This window comes from Glaciihabitans arcticus, assembly GCF_004310685.1.
GTDB lineage: Bacteria > Actinomycetota > Actinomycetes > Actinomycetales > Microbacteriaceae > Conyzicola > Conyzicola arctica.
Genome location: NZ_SISG01000001.1, coordinates 1,776,780 through 1,794,601 on the forward strand (window position 1 = coordinate 1,776,780; position 17,822 = coordinate 1,794,601).

The window sequence follows — 17,822 nt, forward strand, 5'->3', positions numbered from 1 at the left end:
TGGTCAGGGGCTGTATTGCTTCTACGGTGATATTATTGGGGTATGTCTTCAGCCACCCTCACCGACGCCGAGCTCCTCGCCGAGTTCGAGCAGGCTTTTGCGCTGCGTCGGCAGGTGGATGCCCGCCTCACCGAACTCGCGGGTGAACTGTCTGCGCGGTCGCAGGCCTCCGACGGTCTCGCCGGCAGGCACGGCTGCACGAGCGCTGCGGCGTTCGCGGCCCAGCTCGGGCGCATCTCGCAGTCCTCGGCCGGGCAGCTCTGCCGATTGGGCGCGGCGACCCAGCCGCACCTGTCGCTGCTGGGCGGCGAGATCCCGGCAGCGTTCCCCGCAGTCGGGGCGGCGCTCGGCGACATCTCCCTCGATGCGGCCTCATTCATTGTGGGCGCTCTCTCCTCGGTATCGAGTCGAGCGGCAATCGACGACCTCGAGGTCGCCGAGGCCGCGCTCGTGGAGTTCGCCACCGACAACTCGGCCGACATGGTGCGCAAGCTTGCCGCGCGGTGGTGTGATGCGCTCGACCCCGACGGGGTGCTTCCCGAAGAACTCCCGGCCCAGCGTTTCCTGCGCCGCACGCAACTCGCCACCGGAATGAAGCGCTACGTCATGGAACTCGACCCGGTCAACGCCGCCTTCCTCGACGCGGCCATCGATGCATCGGTCGGTGCCGCCATCCGTAAACCGCGCTTCGAACCGGCCCCGGATGACGCGGCCGCCGGTGCTGACAGCGTTCCCGTGCGCGATGCCGACGAGACCCCGGCGCTCCCCCTCGCCCAGCTCGCCGCCGATGCAATCGTCGACCTCGCCCGGCACGGAATCGCCTGCGACAACCGCCAGGTGCCGCTGCCCTCCACCACCGTCGTCGTACGCATGTCGCTCGAATCACTGCAGACCGGCATCGGGCTCGCAAGCATCGACGGCTGCGACTACAGCATCCCCGCCGCCGTGGCCCGAGTCATGGCAGCCGACGCCAACATCATCCCGGCAGTGCTCGGTGCGAACAGCGCGATCCTCGACTTCGGACTCTCCCGCCGACTCTTCTCCACAACCCAGAAACTCGCCCTCATCGACCGCGACGGAGGCTGCGGGTGGCCCGGCTGCTGCCGACCACCGAGCTACACCGAAGCGCACCACATGAAATGGTGGATGGCCGACGGCGGACCCACCGACCTCAGCAACGGAGTCATGCTCTGCTCCAGGCACCACCATGCCATCCACGACCTCGGCTGGACAGTATTCGTCGAAAACAACGTGCCCTGGTTCGTGCCACCCTCCTCCATCGACGCCACCCGCACCCCACGCCGAGGCGGACGACTCCCCGAGCCCGCGCTGGCCGCCTGAGGCCAGGCGCACGCGCGGATCCGGGGCCGGGGCCGGGGCCGGCCTCAAAGTGTCAGATCTGCGACTCGAACATCGTGAAGAACTCGCCCCTCAGCGCCACCAGCTCATCGTGCGTGCCGGTCTCCACCACACGTCCGTCCTTGAGCATGTAGATCACATCCGCCCGCTCGATCGTCGTCAGCCGGTGACTGATGATGATCAGGGTCTGGCTCTTGTCCGCGAACAGGTGGTTGAAGATACGGGACTCGGCAAGCGCATCGATCGCCGACGTCGGCTCGTCGAGGATGATGATCGGCGCCTCGCGATAGAAGTTGCGGGCCAGCGCCATCCGCTGCCACTGCCCGCCCGACAGGTCCACGCCGTTCGTGCCGTCCTCGTGCGCCATCCATGGCGACACATATGAGTCGACCCCCTTCGGCAGCTTGTCGGTGAAGTCGCGGGCCTCCGCCTTATCCAGGGCGCGATCGAACGCCTCCTGGTCGAACGGCTTGCTCACCTTTCCGAAGAAGACATTGTCGCGAGCCGTCGCGAAGCTGTAGCTCAGGTAGTCCTGCTGCAGCACCGCCAACTGCTTGTGCCACGAGTCGAGCGAGAAGTCGGCGAGATCGGTGCCATCCAGCGTGACGTGCCCGACCGACGGCGCGTACAACCCGCTGAGCAACTTGATGAGCGTCGACTTGCCCGCGCCGTTCTCACCCACGATCGCGACCCGCTGTCCGCGATCGATCGTGAGCGAGACATCCTTCAGCACATCGATGTCCGACGAGGGGTACGAGAACGAGACGTGGTCCACCGAGATGCGCTCGGGCGCACCAGCCAGCTCCCGCGAACCGCCCTGCCGCACGTCGAGGGCCATGAACTCCTGGTAGTCGAAGAGGTTGGCCAGCTGCTCGTCGAGCGACGAGATCTCCGTCACAAACGAGTTCATCGCCGTCAGCGCGCGCTGCACGATCTGCTGCACGTAGAGGAACTGCCCGATCGGCTGCAGGTGGTCGATGATCTGGAACGTCACCCAGAGCAGCGAACCGACCTGCGCGGCCAGCTCGAGGGCGTCGGCCGCCAGGCGCCCCAGGATGAACTTGCGCTCGAAGATGATGCGCTGCTTCTCGTCGGTGTCCCGCAGCTCCTGCCGCAGGTTGAGCAGGTACCGCACCATGCCGTAGAGCCGCAGCTCAGCGATGTGCTCGGGCTGGAAGAGCTGCCGCTCGATCGTGCCCTTCGCGCGACGCACATCCACCGTCGTATTCCAGTGCGCCACCTGCGCCCGCGACAGCGAGAACTGCAGATACACACCCGGGATGATCGCCAACAGAAGGATCACCGCCAACCACCACCCGACCAGCAGCAGCGCGATCACCGACGCGACGAGCGTGATGACCTGCGACAGCATCCGCGACAGCGTGTTGAATGCCTGCGAGTAGAACAGCGAGAACCGCTGCGCGCGATCGTAGGTGTCGATCGTGTCCTTGTCGTCGTAGCGCCAGAACTCCAGCGACAGGAAGCGCTCGTACATGATGTCGCTCACCTTCGCCTCCAGCGCGTAACGCATCAGCCGTTGCACGTACTGCTCGAGGCTGCGCCATCCCGTCAGCAGCAGCCCCAGCACGGCCGTCACGATCACGTAGGTGATGGCACGACCGCCCGCCGTCCGATCCCCCGCGAAGGCAGCCGCGAGTTCCGTCGTGGTGAGCGCCGCGTAGTAGGTCGTGACGATCGGCAGCACCGCCGTGATGATCGCCCCCGCGATCTGCAGCACGATCGTGCCCGGCGTCGTCTCCCACGTGAGTTGCGCGATCTCCTTCGCCGCCCGGAAGTACTCCTTCGGCCCGAGCTTCGATTGCTGACGGCGACGATTACGTGGGGGCATTCCCCCGTTCTACACCCTCGTGCGCGGCGACGCTGCGCGAGCGGGCCGTCTCCGCCGCGCGACCCTCCAGCACGGCGAGCTCCAGTCCCTCCCACGAGAGGTTCGGCAGGCGGGCGGCCGCGGCATCCTCACCGAGCACCACCGTGAGGGCGCCGAAGGCGAGGGCTGCATGTCGAGTCGGGCTCTGATAGCTCTGGATAACCCGCTCCAGAGCCCGCGCCTGGCTCGCGGTATCCCCCGCCCGTCGCGCGATCTCGAGCGCCTGCTCCAACGCCGTGCGCTCGTAGCCGGCGCGGTTTGCCGCGAGGAAGTAGCTGCGGGTGAGACAACGCAGGTCTCCGACAGCACGGAACTCGCGGACGATGTCGTCAAGTTGCTCCCCGGTGCCACCCGAAGCCGTCAACCGGGCCAGCACCGCGTGCGCCAGCTCGTGCTCGTTGCCGGTGTGACGGGCGTAGTCGGCGCACTGGTCCGCCCACTGGATGGCGCGATCCACGAGTCCGAGCTCCGCCGCGGTCGACGCCATCATGTAGCGGGTGTTGTTGACGTGCATCGCGTCCCCGGCGAGTGCGTAGCTGCTCATCGCCGACTCGAAGGCGGCGAGCGCGGCCACCAGATCCGGTGGGGGGCCGTGAGTCATGGCGCGGCGAAGGGTGATGCCGCGGTGCTGGCGGATCGACCCGAGCGCCCAAGCGTCCCCCACGGATACGGCGAGCTGCTCGGCCCGCGCGAGGTGATCCAGCGCGCGCTCGCGGCGATCGAGGTAGGCGTCGACGGTACCGGCCAGATGCCGGGCGGCGAGATCACCTTCCCCGCGCGCGAGCGCGATCCCGGCCAGTTCGTCGACGAGCGAGAGGTCGCCGTGGCAGAGCGCCTGGCCGAGCAGGAAGAGATCCTCGGTGGTCGCGGCATCCCGCACCGACTGCGAACACGCGGCACGCGCAACGGCATCCCGACCCTCGGTGCGCAGGCCGTACTGCTCGAGCAGTACCGCGACTGACCGGGCCAGCCGCAGGGCGAGCGGGGCATGCTCGCTCGACAGGGCGAAGTCGATGGCGGCCCCCGCATCGGCGTAGAGCCGGTCGGCCGCGAACGTCGAGGCCGGTGCGTCATCCAGACGAGCGCGCGCCGCGAGCGGCTCGAGCACCCCGAGTACCCACTCCGCGTGCGCCAGACGCACCTCCTGCATCACCCGCGGTCCGGTGCGTCCGAGCACACACACGCGGAGCGTGCCGAGCAGGCGGTGCCGATCACCGTCGCGCTCCCGCATCACGAGCGATCGGTCGGCGAGCTGCAGCACGGCATCGATGTCCGTGATGGAGCGGGCGAGGTCCAGCCCGAAGGGCCCGGGCAGCGAGGAGAGCCGGGAGAGTGCGTCCCGCTCCCGGGCGTCGAGTTGGTCCCAGGTCCATTCGAAGGCGGCCTCGAGGGTGCGGTGCCGACTCGCCGACCCGGCACGGTCCAGCCAGCCGAAACCCTCCTCCAAGCGGGCCGCCAGGTCCAGCAGCGTGAGGTGCCGCAGCCGCGCCGCGGCGAGCTCGATCACCAACGGCAATCCGTCGAGCCGTTGGACGATGGCCGAGATGACCGGAGCATCCGCGGGCGTGAGCGGCCGGGCGGGAGCCGCCGCAGCAGCACGATCGCGGAACAGGCGGGACGCGGCATCCGGAGAGGAATCCAGGGAGACAGTGTCGAGCGGATCGAGTTCGAGCAGCACCTCGTCCGACCCGCCGAGCGCCGTTCGCGACGTCACGAGCACCACGAGTGCGGGGCACGACGCGAGCAGTCTGTCGACGAGGGCCGACAGCGCCGCAGCCACCGGGTCGGCGTTGTCGAGCACAAGAAGGGTGGGCTCCGCATCGAGGGCGACCGCCACGGTCGCGAAGGCGTCGGACGGAGTCTCGACGACGAGGTCGAGCACGTCGGCGATCGTGACGAGCGGATCGGTCGAGCGTTCGAGGTCGGCGACCACGGGCATCCGCTCATCGATCGCGGCGACCTCGAGAGCAAGCCGCGATTTGCCGCAGCCGCCCGCACCCACGATCGTGACCAGACGACGGGATGCCACCAGCGACCGGAGCAGGGTGACCGAGGCCGCGCGCCCGACGAAGGAGTTCTGCGGCACCGGCACGGCTCGGCGACGGCGTCCGCGCGCGGCGGCGATCAGCTCGGATCGGGTGTCGGCACCGAGCTTGCGGCGCAACGCCGCGATGTGGCTCTCGACGGTACGCACCGAGATGTACAGCTCCCCGGCGATCTCCGCATTGGTGAGCCGGCGCTCGACCCGGTCCAGCACCGCACCCTCGCGCGGACTGACGGACTCACGGTCGTCCCTGGCCATGCGGTGATTCTAAACCCGGCGCCCAACGCCGCAGAAGATCCGTGCTGCACACGGATGTGCCCGCGAACGACGGCGAGGAGGCTGAACGCATTCCCCGACAGAAAGGTTCAACCGTGACCGACACCATGGACGCCAACGCCGTCCTCAAACAGAAGCACCGCGCCATGTGGGCGCTGGGCAACTATCCCGAGCTGGCGACCGACATCATCGCCGACCTCGGCCCCCGCCTCGTCGCGGCCGCGAACGTGAAGAGCGGCGACCGCGTGCTCGATGTCGCGGCCGGGGCGGGCAACGCTGCCATTCCCGCGGCGATGCGCGGCGCCGACGTCATCGCGAGTGACCTCACCCCCGAACTGCTCGAGGTCGGCAAGCGCGAGGCGCAGATGCACGGCGTCACCCTCGACTGGCAGACCGCGGACGCCGAGGCGCTGCCCTTCGACACGGCGAGCTTCGACGTCACCATGTCGTGTGTGGGTGTGATGTTCGCACCGCACCACCAGGCGACGGCCGACGAACTACTGCGGGTAACCCGCCCCGGCGGCACCATCGCGGTGCTCAACTGGACCCCGCAGGGCTTCGTCGGCCAGATGTTCGCCACCATGAAGCCGTACGCTGCTCCCCCGGCGCCTGGCGCCCAGCCGCCGCCGCTCTGGGGCGACGAGGCGCACGTGCGCGAGTTGTTCGGCGATGCGGTTCGGGATGTCACGGCTCGCCTCGACACCGTCCGCATCTCGCACTTCGGCTCGCCCGAGGAGTTCCGCGACTACTTCAAGAGCCACTACGGGCCGACGATCGCCTGCTACCGCAACATCGGGGACGACCCGGAGCGGGTGGCGGCGCTCGATGCCGAACTGGTGGCGCTGGGCGAGCGGTTCGCTGCCGCTTCGACCGACTCAGGGGACGCGGGTTCAGGCACGGGCTTCGAGATGGGCTGGGAGTACCTGCTCGTCACCGCGACCCGCGCCTGAATGGCACCAGAGCGTGAGTTACGCCGGGGCGGTCTCCGAGTCACCCTCTGAGACCACCTCGGCACCGAAGATCGCGACCAGGAGCTGGCTGGTCCACGCGAGGAGCGCGGCGTCATCCAGAGGCTCACCGTTGATGACCGGCATGGGCACGGCAACGGTTGAGGTCTGCGCGAAGAAGCGCGACCCCTGGTACATGCGCTGCAGGCGCACCTGCACGGAGTCGGCGAGGGCGGCGGGCGAGACGCGCACGTTGCCGCCCATCGCGACGACCTCGCTCAGCCCCGCCTTGGTGGCCATGCGGCGCAGGCGTGACACGGCGATCAGGTTCTGCACCTGGACGGGCGGCTCGCCGTAGCGGTCGCCGAGTTCTTCGAGCACGAGGTCGATCTGGTCGGCGGATGACGCCGGAGCCGAAGCCGTCGACAGCTTCTGGTACGCCTCGAGGCGCAGGCGCTCACTCTCCACGTAGTCCTCGGGAATGTGGGCATCCACGGGAAGCTCGAGGCGCAGCTCGGTCTGGCCCTCGGCCACGTCACCGCGGAAGGTGGACACGGCCTCACCGATCATCCGCAGGTACAGGTCGAAGCCGACACCGGCGATGTGGCCCGACTGTTCACCGCCGAGCAGGTTTCCGGCACCCCGGATCTCGAGGTCGCGCAGCGCGATCTGCATACCCGCACCGAGCTCGTTGTTCGCGGCGATGGTGGAGAGACGCTCGTGGGCGGTCTCGGTGAGCGGCTTCATCTCGTCGTAGAGGAAGTAGGCGTAGGCGCGCTCGCGTCCACGACCGACGCGGCCGCGCAACTGGTGCAGCTGGGACAGGCCGTACTTGTCGGCCCGGTCGATGATGAGGGTGTTGGCGTTCGCGATGTCGAGTCCGGTCTCGATGATGGTCGTCGAGACGAGCACATCGAACTTGCGCTCCCAGAAGTCGACCATCACCTGCTCGAGCACCGCCTCGGACAGCTGGCCGTGGGCGACGGCGATACGCGCCTCGGGGACGAGCTCGGCGAGCTGGGATGCGACGCGGGAGATCGACGACACCCGGTTGTGCACGTAGAAGACCTGTCCCTCGCGCAGCAGCTCGCGACGGATTGCGGCACCCACCTGCTTCTCGGAGTACGGCCCCACGAAGGAGAGGATGGGGTGCCGGTCCTCCGGCGGGGTGGCGAGGGTCGACATCTCGCGGATACCGGTGACCGCCATCTCGAGCGTGCGCGGAATCGGGGTCGCCGTCATGGCGAGGATGTCGACGTTGGTCTTGAGCTTCTTGAGCGCATCCTTGTGCTCGACACCGAAGCGCTGCTCCTCGTCGATGATGACGAGACCCAGATCTTTGAAGGCGACGTTCTGGCTGAGCAGGCGGTGCGTTCCGATGACGACATCGACGGTGCCGTCGGTCATACCGGCGAGGGTCTCCTTCGACTCCTTATCGGTCTGGAAGCGGGACAGCGCACGCAGGTGCACGGGGAAGCCCGCAAACCGTTCGGAGAAGGTCTCCATGTGCTGGCGCACGAGCAGCGTGGTCGGCACGATCATCGCGACCTGCTTGCCACCCTGCACGGCCTTGAACGCGGCGCGCACGGCGACCTCGGTCTTGCCGTAGCCGACGTCTCCGCTCAGCAGGCGGTCCATCGGGATCGGCCGCTCCATGTCAGCCTTGACCTCATCGATGGTAGTCAGCTGGTCGGGAGTCTCCGCATAGGGGAAGGCGTCTTCGAGCTCGCGCTGCCACGGGGTGTCGGGCGGGAAGGAGTGCCCCTTCGACGCCATCCGCGCCGAGTACAGCTTGACGAGCTCGACCGCGATGTCGCGCACGGCTTTGCGCGCCTTGTTCTTGGCGCCGGCCCAGTCGCTGCCGCCCATCTTGCTGAGCGCAGGCGCCTCGCCGCCGACGTAGCGGGTGAGCAGGTCGAGCTGGTCGGTGGGTACGAACAATTTGTCGCCGGGATAGCCGCGCTTGTTCGGCGCATACTCGATGACCAGGAACTCGCGTGGCCGCTTCACGGCGTTGCGACCACCGGATGACACCTCACGCCGCACGAGCTCGAGGAACTTGCCGATGCCGTGGGTCTGATGCACAACGAAGTCGCCGGCCTTGAGCTGCAGCGGGTCGACGACGTTCTTGCGCCGAACCGCGAGCTTCTTGACCTGACGGGAGTCGTACCCTGCGGCACGACCGTAGAACTCCGCCTCGCTGAGCAGGGCGAACTTCGACTCCTCAAGCTCGAAGCCGTGCTCGACGGAAGCCTTGAGCAGGTAGGCGACCCCGGGATCCAGCTTCGACGGCAGTGACTCCACGACGCGACCGGAGAGCTCCCGCTCGGCGAGCACGTCGGCGGCACGATCGACGAGACCGCTGCCCTGCGCGACGATGACCACGCTCCAGCCGTCGTGCAGGCGCGCGGCGACATGATCGAGCGCACCGGTCGGCTGCCCCGCGAAGCTCGGCACCGCACTCCCGCGCAGGCGCACGTAGTCCTGCAGCGCCGAACCCTCGAGCTCCTCGGGTGCCCCCGAGTCGAACGAAGAGAGGGTCCACCAGGAACGGTCACCGGCCGACGCACGCAGGGCGCTGAGGGTGACGAAGTCGCCCGCGTCGAGGTCGATGGGAGCTTCCGCACCGGCCGTTGCCGCGTTCCAGGCCGCGCTCAGGAATTCCCGATTGGTCTCCACGAGCGAGACGGCGCGCGTCGCGACCTTCTCCGGCGCGAGCACGGCGATCGCGGCATCCCGGGGCAGGTAGTGCGTGAGCGGAACGAGCTTGTCGACCAGCGCGGGCGCGAGCGACTCCATGCCGTCGACGGGGATGCCCTCGGCGATCTTGGCGAGCATGGTGGAGAGCGAGGGGAACTCGTGCTGCATCTCCCGTGCGCGCTGCCGAACGGACGGCGAGAGCAGCAGCTCCCGCGAGGGCGGAAGCTCGGTGCGGGTGATCTCGGTGGCGAGCGAGCGCTGGTCGGCGACCGAGAAGGCGCGGATCTGCTCGAGCTCGTCGCCGAAGAACTCGAGTCGAACGGGATGCTCCTCGACCGCGGAGAACACGTCGACGATGCCACCGCGCACGGCGAACTCGCCTCGGCGGGTGACCATGTCGACGCGCGTATAGGCGAGGTCGACGAGCTGGGCCGACAGCGCGGGCAGGTCGTGGCCGCGGGTGCCCGCGGTGAGGGCGAGCGGCTCGAGCTGCAGCAGGTTGTCGGCGAGCGGTTGCAGCGCGGCACGCACCGAGGCGACGATCACGAGGTGCGAGGTGGGCGCCGCCTCCCACTCGGCGATGCGGCGCAGGGCGCGCAGGCGCTTGCCGACTGTTTCGGTGCTCGGGCTGAGGCGCTCGTGCGGGAGTGTCTCCCAGGCCGGGAACTCGATGATCTCGGCGGACGGCAGAAACGAATCGAGAGCGAGCCGCAGGGACTCGGACTCGCGACCGGTGGCGACGATCGCCAGCATTGCCTGAGGGCCGCTGTTCTTGTCCGAGGCCCGCTTGTCGAGCAGTGTGCCGAGCAGCGGCGCACGCAGCCCGTCGACGAGCGAGAAGTCGGCGTTTCGCCGGGCGTACTGGAGGGGTATCTCGAAGGTGCGGGCGCGCGAAAGCCCAGAGATTAATCCGTCGAGAGTCACCGGTTGAGTCTACGTCGAGCGGAGGACACTCGCCGTGCCCGAGACCACAGCCCTGGCGTGGTCGACGAGTTCCTTGTCGGCGGTGAGCGCATCCCGGTAGGAGGGGTAGAGCGGCTTCCAGCCGAGATCGGCCTTGGCGCGAGCGTTGGAGACCTTCATCGCGGTCTCGGCGGTGAGCTGTGCAGCGAACGGTGCCGCGAGGTGGGTGAACCACGAGGACTGGCCGTTCGGCTCGGCGCGGCCGAAGGTCTCGGCGCGCGCCCGCTGCAGCTCGGCCCAGCTGACCGGCTCGTCGTCGACGATGTTGTACACGCTGCCCGGCGCACCGGTCTCGAGCGCGAGAACCGTCGCCGCCGCAGCGTCATCGAAGTGCACGAACGGCAGCACGCCGTCCCAGTCGCGCACGATTCCACGGATCGGTCCCCGACCGCGGTAGAGCATTCCGTAGCGCAACGCGACCCCGCCATAAGCGCGAGCCTGCTGTTCGCCTGAGAGCAGGGACTTCTGCACGGCGTCGAGGCGCGTGCCGGGCAGCTGCCCGAAGGGCGACTCCTCGTCGAGGATGCGCGAGCCGTGGTCACGGAAGCCATAGCCGTAGACGTGGGAGGAGAAGATGAACTTCTTCGCACCGGTCAGGCGAGCCGCGGCAAGCAGCGTGCTCGTACCCTCCGAGCGCAGTCGGTTCGTCTCGCGCATGTCGACGAAAGTCAGTGGCGTGCGCGCGAGTGAGCTGAGGGCGTGGATGACGGCATCGAACTCGAAGCCCTCGATCAGCTCGAGAAAGGCCTGTCGGTCGACCACGTCGGTGACGAGTTCGGTCGCGCCGGTGAATTCGAGGGCCCTGCGTTTGCGCGTCGTACCGGTCACCTCGTGTCCGGCGGCGATCAGCTGCGGGATGAGATACCGGCCGATCGCTCCGGAAGCACCAGCCAGGAGAACGCGCATTCTTTGAGTTTATCTATGGGTAGACGGAGGGGTTTACTCGCTGGCCGAATTTTCAGCCAATAGTGCCGGAACGTTACGGCTTCTCGGCGACCGTGTGCACCTTGAGCTGGGCAGCGGTGAGTCCCTGCGAAGCGATGAGTTCGACGGCATCCGCTGCATCTGACAACAGGTTCGGCAGCACCGCACGTTCGTCGCCCGCGAAGTCGCGCAGCACGAAGTCTGCAGCCGGCTGGTGACCCGGAGGCCGGCCGATGCCGATGCGCACGCGCAGGAAGTCGGGGGTGCCTGTCGCGGCGATGATGTCACGCACGCCGTTGTGGCCACCGTGGCCACCGCCGCGCTTGAGCTTGATGCTGTCGAACGGGATGTCGAGTTCGTCGTGCAACACAATGAGCTGCGACGGCTCGATCTTGTAGAACCGCAGCAGGCCTGCGACCGGGCCGCCCGACACGTTCATGAACGTGTGCGGGCTCGCGAGGATGAGTCGCGGACCGGTGCCGCCGCCGCGTCCTTCTGCGACGGAAGCGCCTGCCTTGTGATTCTTGAAGCTGAGTGATGCCCGGTGCGCGAGTTCCGCGATGGCCATCTGCCCCACGTTGTGACGATTGCCGGCGTAGCCGGGCCCGGGGTTACCGAGCCCGACTACAAGCCAGGGTGTTGCGTCGTCAGGCAGGATTACTCCGCGGCTGCTTCTTCATCGGCGGGGGCGTCGCCCTCGGCCTCTGCTGCGTCGTCCTCGCCGAGGTCCTGCTCGCTGGCGGTCGAGACCGCAACGATGAGCACGTCTTCGTCGGTGATGAGCGAGGAACCGGTCGGCAGTTCGAGGTCCTTGGCGAAGAGCTGGAAGCCAGCCTCCTTGCCCTCGATGCTGACGACGATCGACTCGGGGATGTGCGTGGCCTCGGCCTCGAGCGACACCGAGTTGGAATCCTGGTTGACGAGCGTGCCGGGTGCGGCCTCGCCCTCGAGGTGGATGGTCACGTCGACGGTGACCTTCTCGCCCTTGCGCACGACGATGAGGTCGATGTGCTCGATGATCTGGCGAACCGGGTCCTTCTGCACGTCCTTGACGAGCGCGAGCTGCGTCTTGCCGTCGATGTCGAGCTCGAGGACCTGGTTCGACTTGCGCAGAATGAGTCCGACCTCGTGGCCGGGCAGCGTGACGTGCTGCGGCTCGGTGCCGTGGCCGTAGATGACGGCGGGGATCTTGCCGACGGCGCGGATCTTGCGCGCGGCGCCCTTGCCGAAGGACTCGCGTGCCTCGGTCTTCAGGTGGTTGCTGGGTGCTTCTGCCATGGTGATGACTCCAAAAGTAGGTGACCCCTGTGCTGAGCGCAGGGCCAGGATTTCTCAACTCGAACGCATGTCAGCGTGAGGATGACCAGGCCGGCCACTCCACCGCGTCGATAACGGAACCCGAAGGATTCCCTCGCCGAAGTACAAGGGCCGAGTTTACACGGATGCGCTCTTGTGCGCTCCCCCGAAGCCAACTAACGTTCGAGGAACGAAAGTCGGGGGGCCAACGTGAACGAGATTCGAACGCCGCAGTCGTCCCGTCGCGCGTTCTTCGGGCTGGGCGGTCTCGCCGCAGCCGGACTGATCGCCTCCGACCTGGTCGCCGCTCCCGTCGAGCCGGCACAGGCTGCTCCCCCGGTGCCCCGGCCGCGCGAAGTGGATCCCGAGCCGCTGCCCGTGCGCAGCGAACCGTTCGCCGACGGCGGCCCCGAGACCCGCGACGCGAGCATCTCCAGCGCCGTCCCCACGGCGGCACCCGTTGCCCCGGGCAGGCAGTACACGACCTTCTCCGCCGCGGCGAAAGCGGCAGGAGCCTCGACCTCGGCTGTTTTCCCCGGATATAACCCCACCGGTCACCTGCTCCGTCGAGCGACCTTCGGGGCGCGCTCGAGCGATGTCGCGCAACTCAAGCAGCTCGGGGTGAACAAGTGGATCGCCCGCCAGCTCGCGCCGGCCACGTTCGCCGACCCGATCGGCAATGCGGCGTGGAAGGCCTATCCGCTCGCGGGAGCGAGCGCGGCGGTCATCCGTAAGTCGATCGCAGAGTTCAGTTGGGATGCGGTCTTCCAGACCGCCCAGGCATCCCTCGCGCGACAGGTCTTCTCGAACCGGCAGATCTACGAGGTCACGGTCGACATCTTCGCCAATCACCTTCACGTGCCGCTTCCCGGGGAGCAGTGGCACACGGCGCCGAGCTACCTCACCGGCGTTATTAGAAAGTACGCGTTCGGGTCGTACACCTCGATGCTGCTCGCCGCGATGAAGCACCCGGCGATGCTGAACTTCCTCAACAACGACGAGTCGCGCAAGGCCAACGTCAACGAGAACCTCGGCCGCGAGCTGCTCGAACTGCACACCGTCGGCATAGCGAGCGGTTACACGGAGGCCGATGTTCGCAACAGCGCCGCAATTCTCTCCGGGCGCAGCTGGAACTGGAAGACCGGCGCCTACGTCTACAACGCCGCGGATCACGTCACCGGCCCCGTGCGGGTACTGGGCTTCAGTCACGCGAACACGACTGCCGCGGGCGGACAGGCGGTCGGCGACGCCTACCTCGCCTACCTCGCGAAGCACCCGGCCACCGCGCGCACGATCGCCCGCAAGATCGCGGTGCGCTTCGTCTCCGACAGCCCGAGCGACGACCTCATCAATCGCCTCGCCGCCGTGTACCTCAAGAAGAACACGAGCATCCTGGAGACGGTTCGCGCCGTGTTCCTGAGCAGCGACTTCTGGGCCTCGGTGGGAACGCGCATGCGCCGCCCCCTCGAAGACGCCGTCGGAACGCTGCGCGTGCTGAACGTCGGGCGCTCGACCGCCTCGAAGACCCCGCTCAGCTGGCTGTACTGGAACCTCAACGAGGCCGGTCACACCCCGCACGGGTGGATGCCGCCCAACGGCTATCCCGATGTCGCCGCGGCCTGGCTCGGCGCCGGAGCGATGATCCAGCGATGGAACCTGCACCGCACCTTCGCCTACGGCTGGTGGAAGGGTCTCGTCTATATCGCACCGGAGAAGATCGTGGTGCGCACCGCCAAGATGACGACGCTGCAGTGGACCACGGCCGTCTCGAAGAAGATCCTCGGCGTTGCGCCCTCGGCCGCCCACCTCGAGGCGATCATCACCGGCGTGGGCCGCACGCCCGGCTCACCCGCCCCGACGAGCGGGTGGGAGTGCGGCAAGATCACCACGCTCCTGCTCGACTCCCCCTACTTCCAGCTGCGCTGACCGCGAGGACCTGACATGAGCACGAGTACGCAGGACAACGAGATCCTCCGGTCGTTGCATCCCGACTGCCCCGACTGGGAACGGCTCGGCCCGACCCGTCGCGATGCCGCCATTCGCGCTGCTGCCGTCGCCCAGCAGATCGAAGCCGAGGAACGCACCTCGCAATGGGCCGGCGGCTTCAACCGGCGCACCTTCTTGAAGGCCGGCCTCGGCATCGGCGTGGCAGCCCTCGGCTCGCAGCTCGTGACGAGCCGCGTCTCCTACGCCTCGGCCGAGGAGGGCTCCGCCGCCGGCACGCTCGTCGTGATCTTCCTGCGGGGCGGGATGGACGGGCTCTCGCTTCTCGTTCCGACGACCGACCCGGCTCTCGTCGCCGCCCGGCCGCACGTTGCGGTGCGCCAGTCGTCCCTGCTCGCGCTGGACACAACGCGCGGGTTCGGGTTGCACCCGGCGCTCTCGCCGCTGCAGCCCCTCATCACGGCCGGCAAGGTCGCGGCCGTTCCCGCCGTGTCGACCCCCGACCTCTCGCGCAGCCACTTCCAGGCGCAGGACTGCCTCGAGCGCGGGTCCACCAACTCCCTCACCTCGGGCTGGCTCGACCGGGTGCTCGAGGCGTCCGGACCCGGCACGACCTTCCGTTCCGTCGCGGTCGGCGGGATGACGCCACGCTCGCTGATGGGAACCTCCGGCTCGATCGCGATGAACTCCCTCGACTCGATCAAGCTCGACGGTGTCGACGCGAGCGAGACCGACCGCACGACGACGGCACTCGCGGCCCTGTACACCGGCATCGACCACCCGATCGCGAAGCAGACGACGCTCGCGCTCGGCGCCCTCGAGACGGTCGCGAGCATCCGCAACGCGCAGCCCGCAACACCCGCCGTCACCTACCCGGAGGGCAACTTCGCCGAGGCCCTCGCCTCGCTCGCCATGCTCATCAAGGCGAAGGCAGGCGTACGCGTCGCGTGCATCGACGTGGGCGGCTGGGACACCCACACCGGTATGGGCAACGTGGACGGCGGCGACATCATGCGCCACCTGGGCGACCTGGCCAAGGCCCTCGCCGCCTTCACCGCGGACATCGGAACGGCCGCACTCGACGAGACGACGATCGTGACGATGAGCGAGTTCGGGCGTCGTGTTCAGGAGAACGCGAGCGGCGGAACCGACCATGGTCACGGAGGCGCGGTGCTCGTGATCGGCGGCGGCCTCAACCCGGGCGTCCACGGCCGTTGGGATGGCCTCGGCGCCGACGTGCTCGAGTCGGGCGACGTGCCCGGCTGGAACGACTACCGCGACGTGCTCACCGAGATCGTGACGACCCGCCTCGACCTCACGCCCGGCAAGATGGCGTCGGTCTTCCCGGACTGGCACGCCGAACCCGTCGGCGTGATGGCCTAACCCAGCTGCGTGACGGCCCGCGCCACGATCTCCTCCGGGCTGCCCTCGATCGAGACGGTCACCCCGTTTTCGTCGGCGGCGAGAGGCTCGAGGGTGTTGAGCTGTGAGTCGAGCAGCGTGGGCGGCATAAAGTGGTGCTCCCGCGCGGCAAGCCTCGACGCGAGCAGCTCACGCGAGCCGGTCAGCAACAGGAAGCGGGCCGCGGGAGCCTCGGCGATTATCGCCTCGCGGTAGCTGCGCCGAAGGGCCGAGCACGCGACGACAACGCCGGTGTCCGCAGCCTGCGCCATGGTCTGCCCGATGACCCGCAGCCACGGCCACCTGTCGTCGTCGGTGAGCGGGATGCCCGCGGTCATCTTGTCGACGTTGGTGATCGGATGCAGGTCGTCGCCATCCACGAACGGCAGGCCGAGTTCGGCGGCGAGCGCCTCCCCCACCGTGGATTTCCCGGAGCCGCTGACGCCCATCACGACGATCATCGGCTGCACGCCTGGGTCGTTCGTGCCGCTGTCGGGTGTGACGGTCATACAGCAACGCTAGCGGTAGCCTTAAGACACAGATCCCCCCGCATGAGTTCAAGGAGTATCACCGTGACCAACGACGGCACCGCACAGGCAAACATCGGCGTAGTCGGTATGGCGGTGATGGGCTCGAACCTCGCACGCAACCTCGCCTCGCGCGAAGGCAACACCGTCGCGATCTTCAACCGCTCGTACGAAAAGACCCAGACGGTTCTGGATGCGCACCCCGAAGCAGAGTTCGTGCCCGCCAAGGATTACGCGGAGTTCGCCGCCACACTCTCCAAGCCCCGCACCGCCATCATCATGGTGCAGGCCGGCAAGGGCACCGACGCCGTCATCACCGAGCTGACCAAGGTGTTCGAGCCCGGTGACATCATCGTCGACGGCGGCAACGCGCTCTTCACCGACACCATCCGCCGCGAGAAGGCCGTGCGCGAGACCGGCATCAACTTCGTCGGCGCCGGCATCTCCGGTGGCGAGGAGGGCGCCCTCAAGGGACCGTCGATCATGCCCGGCGGATCCGCCGAAGCCTGGGAGACCCTCGGCCCCATCCTGAAGTCGATCGCCGCGGTCGTCGACGGTGAGCCCTGCGTCACCCACGTCGGCACCGACGGCGCCGGCCACTTCGTCAAGATGATCCACAACGGCATCGAGTACGCCGACATGCAGCTCATCGCCGAGGCCTACGACCTCATCCGCCGCGGCACGGGCAAGACCCCGGCCGAGATCGCCGACATCTTCGCGGAGTGGAACACGGGCGAGCTCGAGAGCTACCTGATCGAGATCACCGCCGAGGTGCTGCGCCAGGTCGACGCGTCCACCGGTAAGCCCCTCGTCGACGTCATCGTCGACCAGGCGGGCTCGAAGGGCACCGGCGTCTGGACCGTGCAGACTTCGCTCGACCTCGGCATCCCCGTCTCGGGCATCGCAGAGGCCGTGTTCGCCCGGTCGCTGTCGTCGAAGCCGGCGCAGCGCGCAGCGTCATCCTCACTTCCCGGTCCGTCGTCGGAAGCCTTCACCCCGGCAGATCCCGATGCCTTCATCGAGGGCGTGCGCCTCGCGCTGTACGCCTCGAAGGTGATCGCTTACTCGCAGGGCTTCGACGCGATCGTCGCCGGCGCCGAGGAGTACAACTGGGACATCAAGAAGGGCGACATCGCCAAGATCTGGCGCGGCGGCTGCATCATCCGCGCCCGCTTCCTCAACCGCATCACCGACGCCTACGCCGAGAACCCCGGCCTCGTCGCACTCGTTACCGCACCGTTCTTCGTGGACGTTATGGCCGAGGCGCAGACCGCGTGGCGCAACGTGGTTGCGGATGCCGCGAAGGCGGGAATCCCGGCACCGGCCTTCTCGTCATCTCTCGCCTATTACGACGGGCTGCGCGCCGACCGCCTGCCCGCCGCCCTCGTGCAGGGACAGCGCGACTTCTTCGGAGCGCACACCTACAAGCGCGTCGACAAGGACGGCACCTTCCACACGCTGTGGTCAGGCGACCGCACCGAGATCGAGGCCGTGGACGCGCACTAGAACCGCCAATTGAGGGCCCCGATCCTGCCATTGCGCGGGATCGGGGC

The 17,822-nt window shown here is 68.1% G+C and carries 12 protein-coding genes; 5 read left to right on the top strand and 7 right to left on the bottom strand.

Features of this window, described 5'->3' with window-relative positions; genetic code table 11:
* Positions 1-42 precede the first annotated feature (42 nt).
* Positions 43-1,341, top strand: a complete 1,299-nt coding sequence (locus EYE40_RS08590) for an HNH endonuclease signature motif containing protein (RefSeq protein WP_130981554.1) — start codon at positions 43-45, stop codon at positions 1,339-1,341.
* A gap of 52 nt (positions 1,342-1,393) precedes the next feature.
* Here the strand turns inward: EYE40_RS08590 and EYE40_RS08595 are convergent, their stop codons facing one another.
* Together EYE40_RS08595 and EYE40_RS08600 are read right to left on the bottom strand one after the other, a co-directional pair.
* The gene (locus EYE40_RS08595) at positions 1,394-3,208 is read right to left on the bottom strand and encodes an ABC transporter ATP-binding protein (protein WP_130981555.1); all 1,815 of its coding nucleotides are present in this window, start codon (positions 3,206-3,208) and stop codon (positions 1,394-1,396) included.
* Positions 3,195-5,549 carry an ATP-binding protein gene (locus EYE40_RS08600; RefSeq protein ID WP_130981556.1) on the bottom strand — a complete coding sequence of 785 codons (2,355 nt, stop codon included), beginning with the start codon at positions 5,547-5,549 and terminating at the stop codon, positions 3,195-3,197. Before EYE40_RS08600 ends, EYE40_RS08595 begins: the two co-directional genes overlap by 14 nt.
* A gap of 113 nt (positions 5,550-5,662) precedes the next feature.
* Between EYE40_RS08600 and EYE40_RS08605 the strand changes: the two genes are divergently transcribed.
* The gene (locus EYE40_RS08605) at positions 5,663-6,517 is read left to right on the top strand and encodes a class I SAM-dependent methyltransferase (protein WP_130981557.1); all 855 of its coding nucleotides are present in this window, start codon (positions 5,663-5,665) and stop codon (positions 6,515-6,517) included.
* Between the two features lie 18 nt (positions 6,518-6,535).
* Here EYE40_RS08605 and mfd read toward each other — a convergent pair whose 3' ends face one another.
* From mfd to EYE40_RS08625, 4 genes are all read right to left on the bottom strand, one after another.
* Positions 6,536-10,138 carry a transcription-repair coupling factor gene (gene mfd, locus EYE40_RS08610; RefSeq protein WP_130981558.1) on the bottom strand — a complete coding sequence of 1,201 codons (3,603 nt, stop codon included), beginning with the start codon at positions 10,136-10,138 and terminating at the stop codon, positions 6,536-6,538.
* A 9-nt stretch (positions 10,139-10,147) separates the two neighbouring features.
* Complete coding sequence (locus EYE40_RS08615; RefSeq protein ID WP_130981559.1) at positions 10,148-11,083, bottom strand: NAD-dependent epimerase/dehydratase family protein; 936 nt, start codon at positions 11,081-11,083, stop codon at positions 10,148-10,150.
* Between the two features lie 73 nt (positions 11,084-11,156).
* Complete coding sequence (gene pth / locus EYE40_RS08620; RefSeq protein WP_130981560.1) at positions 11,157-11,756, bottom strand: aminoacyl-tRNA hydrolase; 600 nt, start codon at positions 11,754-11,756, stop codon at positions 11,157-11,159.
* 2 nt (positions 11,757-11,758) lie between these two features.
* On the bottom strand, positions 11,759-12,379 hold the full coding sequence (locus EYE40_RS08625) for a 50S ribosomal protein L25/general stress protein Ctc (RefSeq protein ID WP_130981561.1): 621 nt from the start codon (positions 12,377-12,379) through the stop codon (positions 11,759-11,761).
* Positions 12,380-12,607: 228 nt separating this feature from the next.
* On the opposite strand from EYE40_RS08625, the gene EYE40_RS08630 reads away from it, so the two are divergent.
* Both EYE40_RS08630 and EYE40_RS08635 read left to right on the top strand, forming a co-directional pair.
* Entirely contained in the window at positions 12,608-14,323 is a 1,716-nt protein-coding gene (locus EYE40_RS08630; RefSeq protein WP_130981562.1) for a DUF1800 domain-containing protein, read from the top strand.
* Positions 14,324-14,338: 15 nt separating this feature from the next.
* On the top strand, positions 14,339-15,724 hold the full coding sequence (locus tag EYE40_RS08635) for a DUF1501 domain-containing protein (RefSeq protein WP_130981563.1): 1,386 nt from the start codon (positions 14,339-14,341) through the stop codon (positions 15,722-15,724).
* On the opposite strand, the gene EYE40_RS08640 is transcribed toward EYE40_RS08635, so the two are convergent.
* Positions 15,721-16,251: a gluconokinase gene (locus EYE40_RS08640; RefSeq protein ID WP_240034770.1), complete on the bottom strand. Its 531-nt coding sequence runs from the start codon at positions 16,249-16,251 to the stop codon at positions 15,721-15,723. The two genes, EYE40_RS08635 and EYE40_RS08640, sit on opposite strands and share 4 nt — an antisense overlap.
* Before the next feature lie 63 nt (positions 16,252-16,314).
* Here EYE40_RS08640 and gndA point away from each other — a divergent pair, with 63 nt between their 5' ends.
* Entirely contained in the window at positions 16,315-17,775 is a 1,461-nt protein-coding gene (gene gndA / locus EYE40_RS08645; protein WP_275669398.1) for an NADP-dependent phosphogluconate dehydrogenase, read from the top strand.
* Positions 17,776-17,822 lie beyond the last annotated feature (47 nt).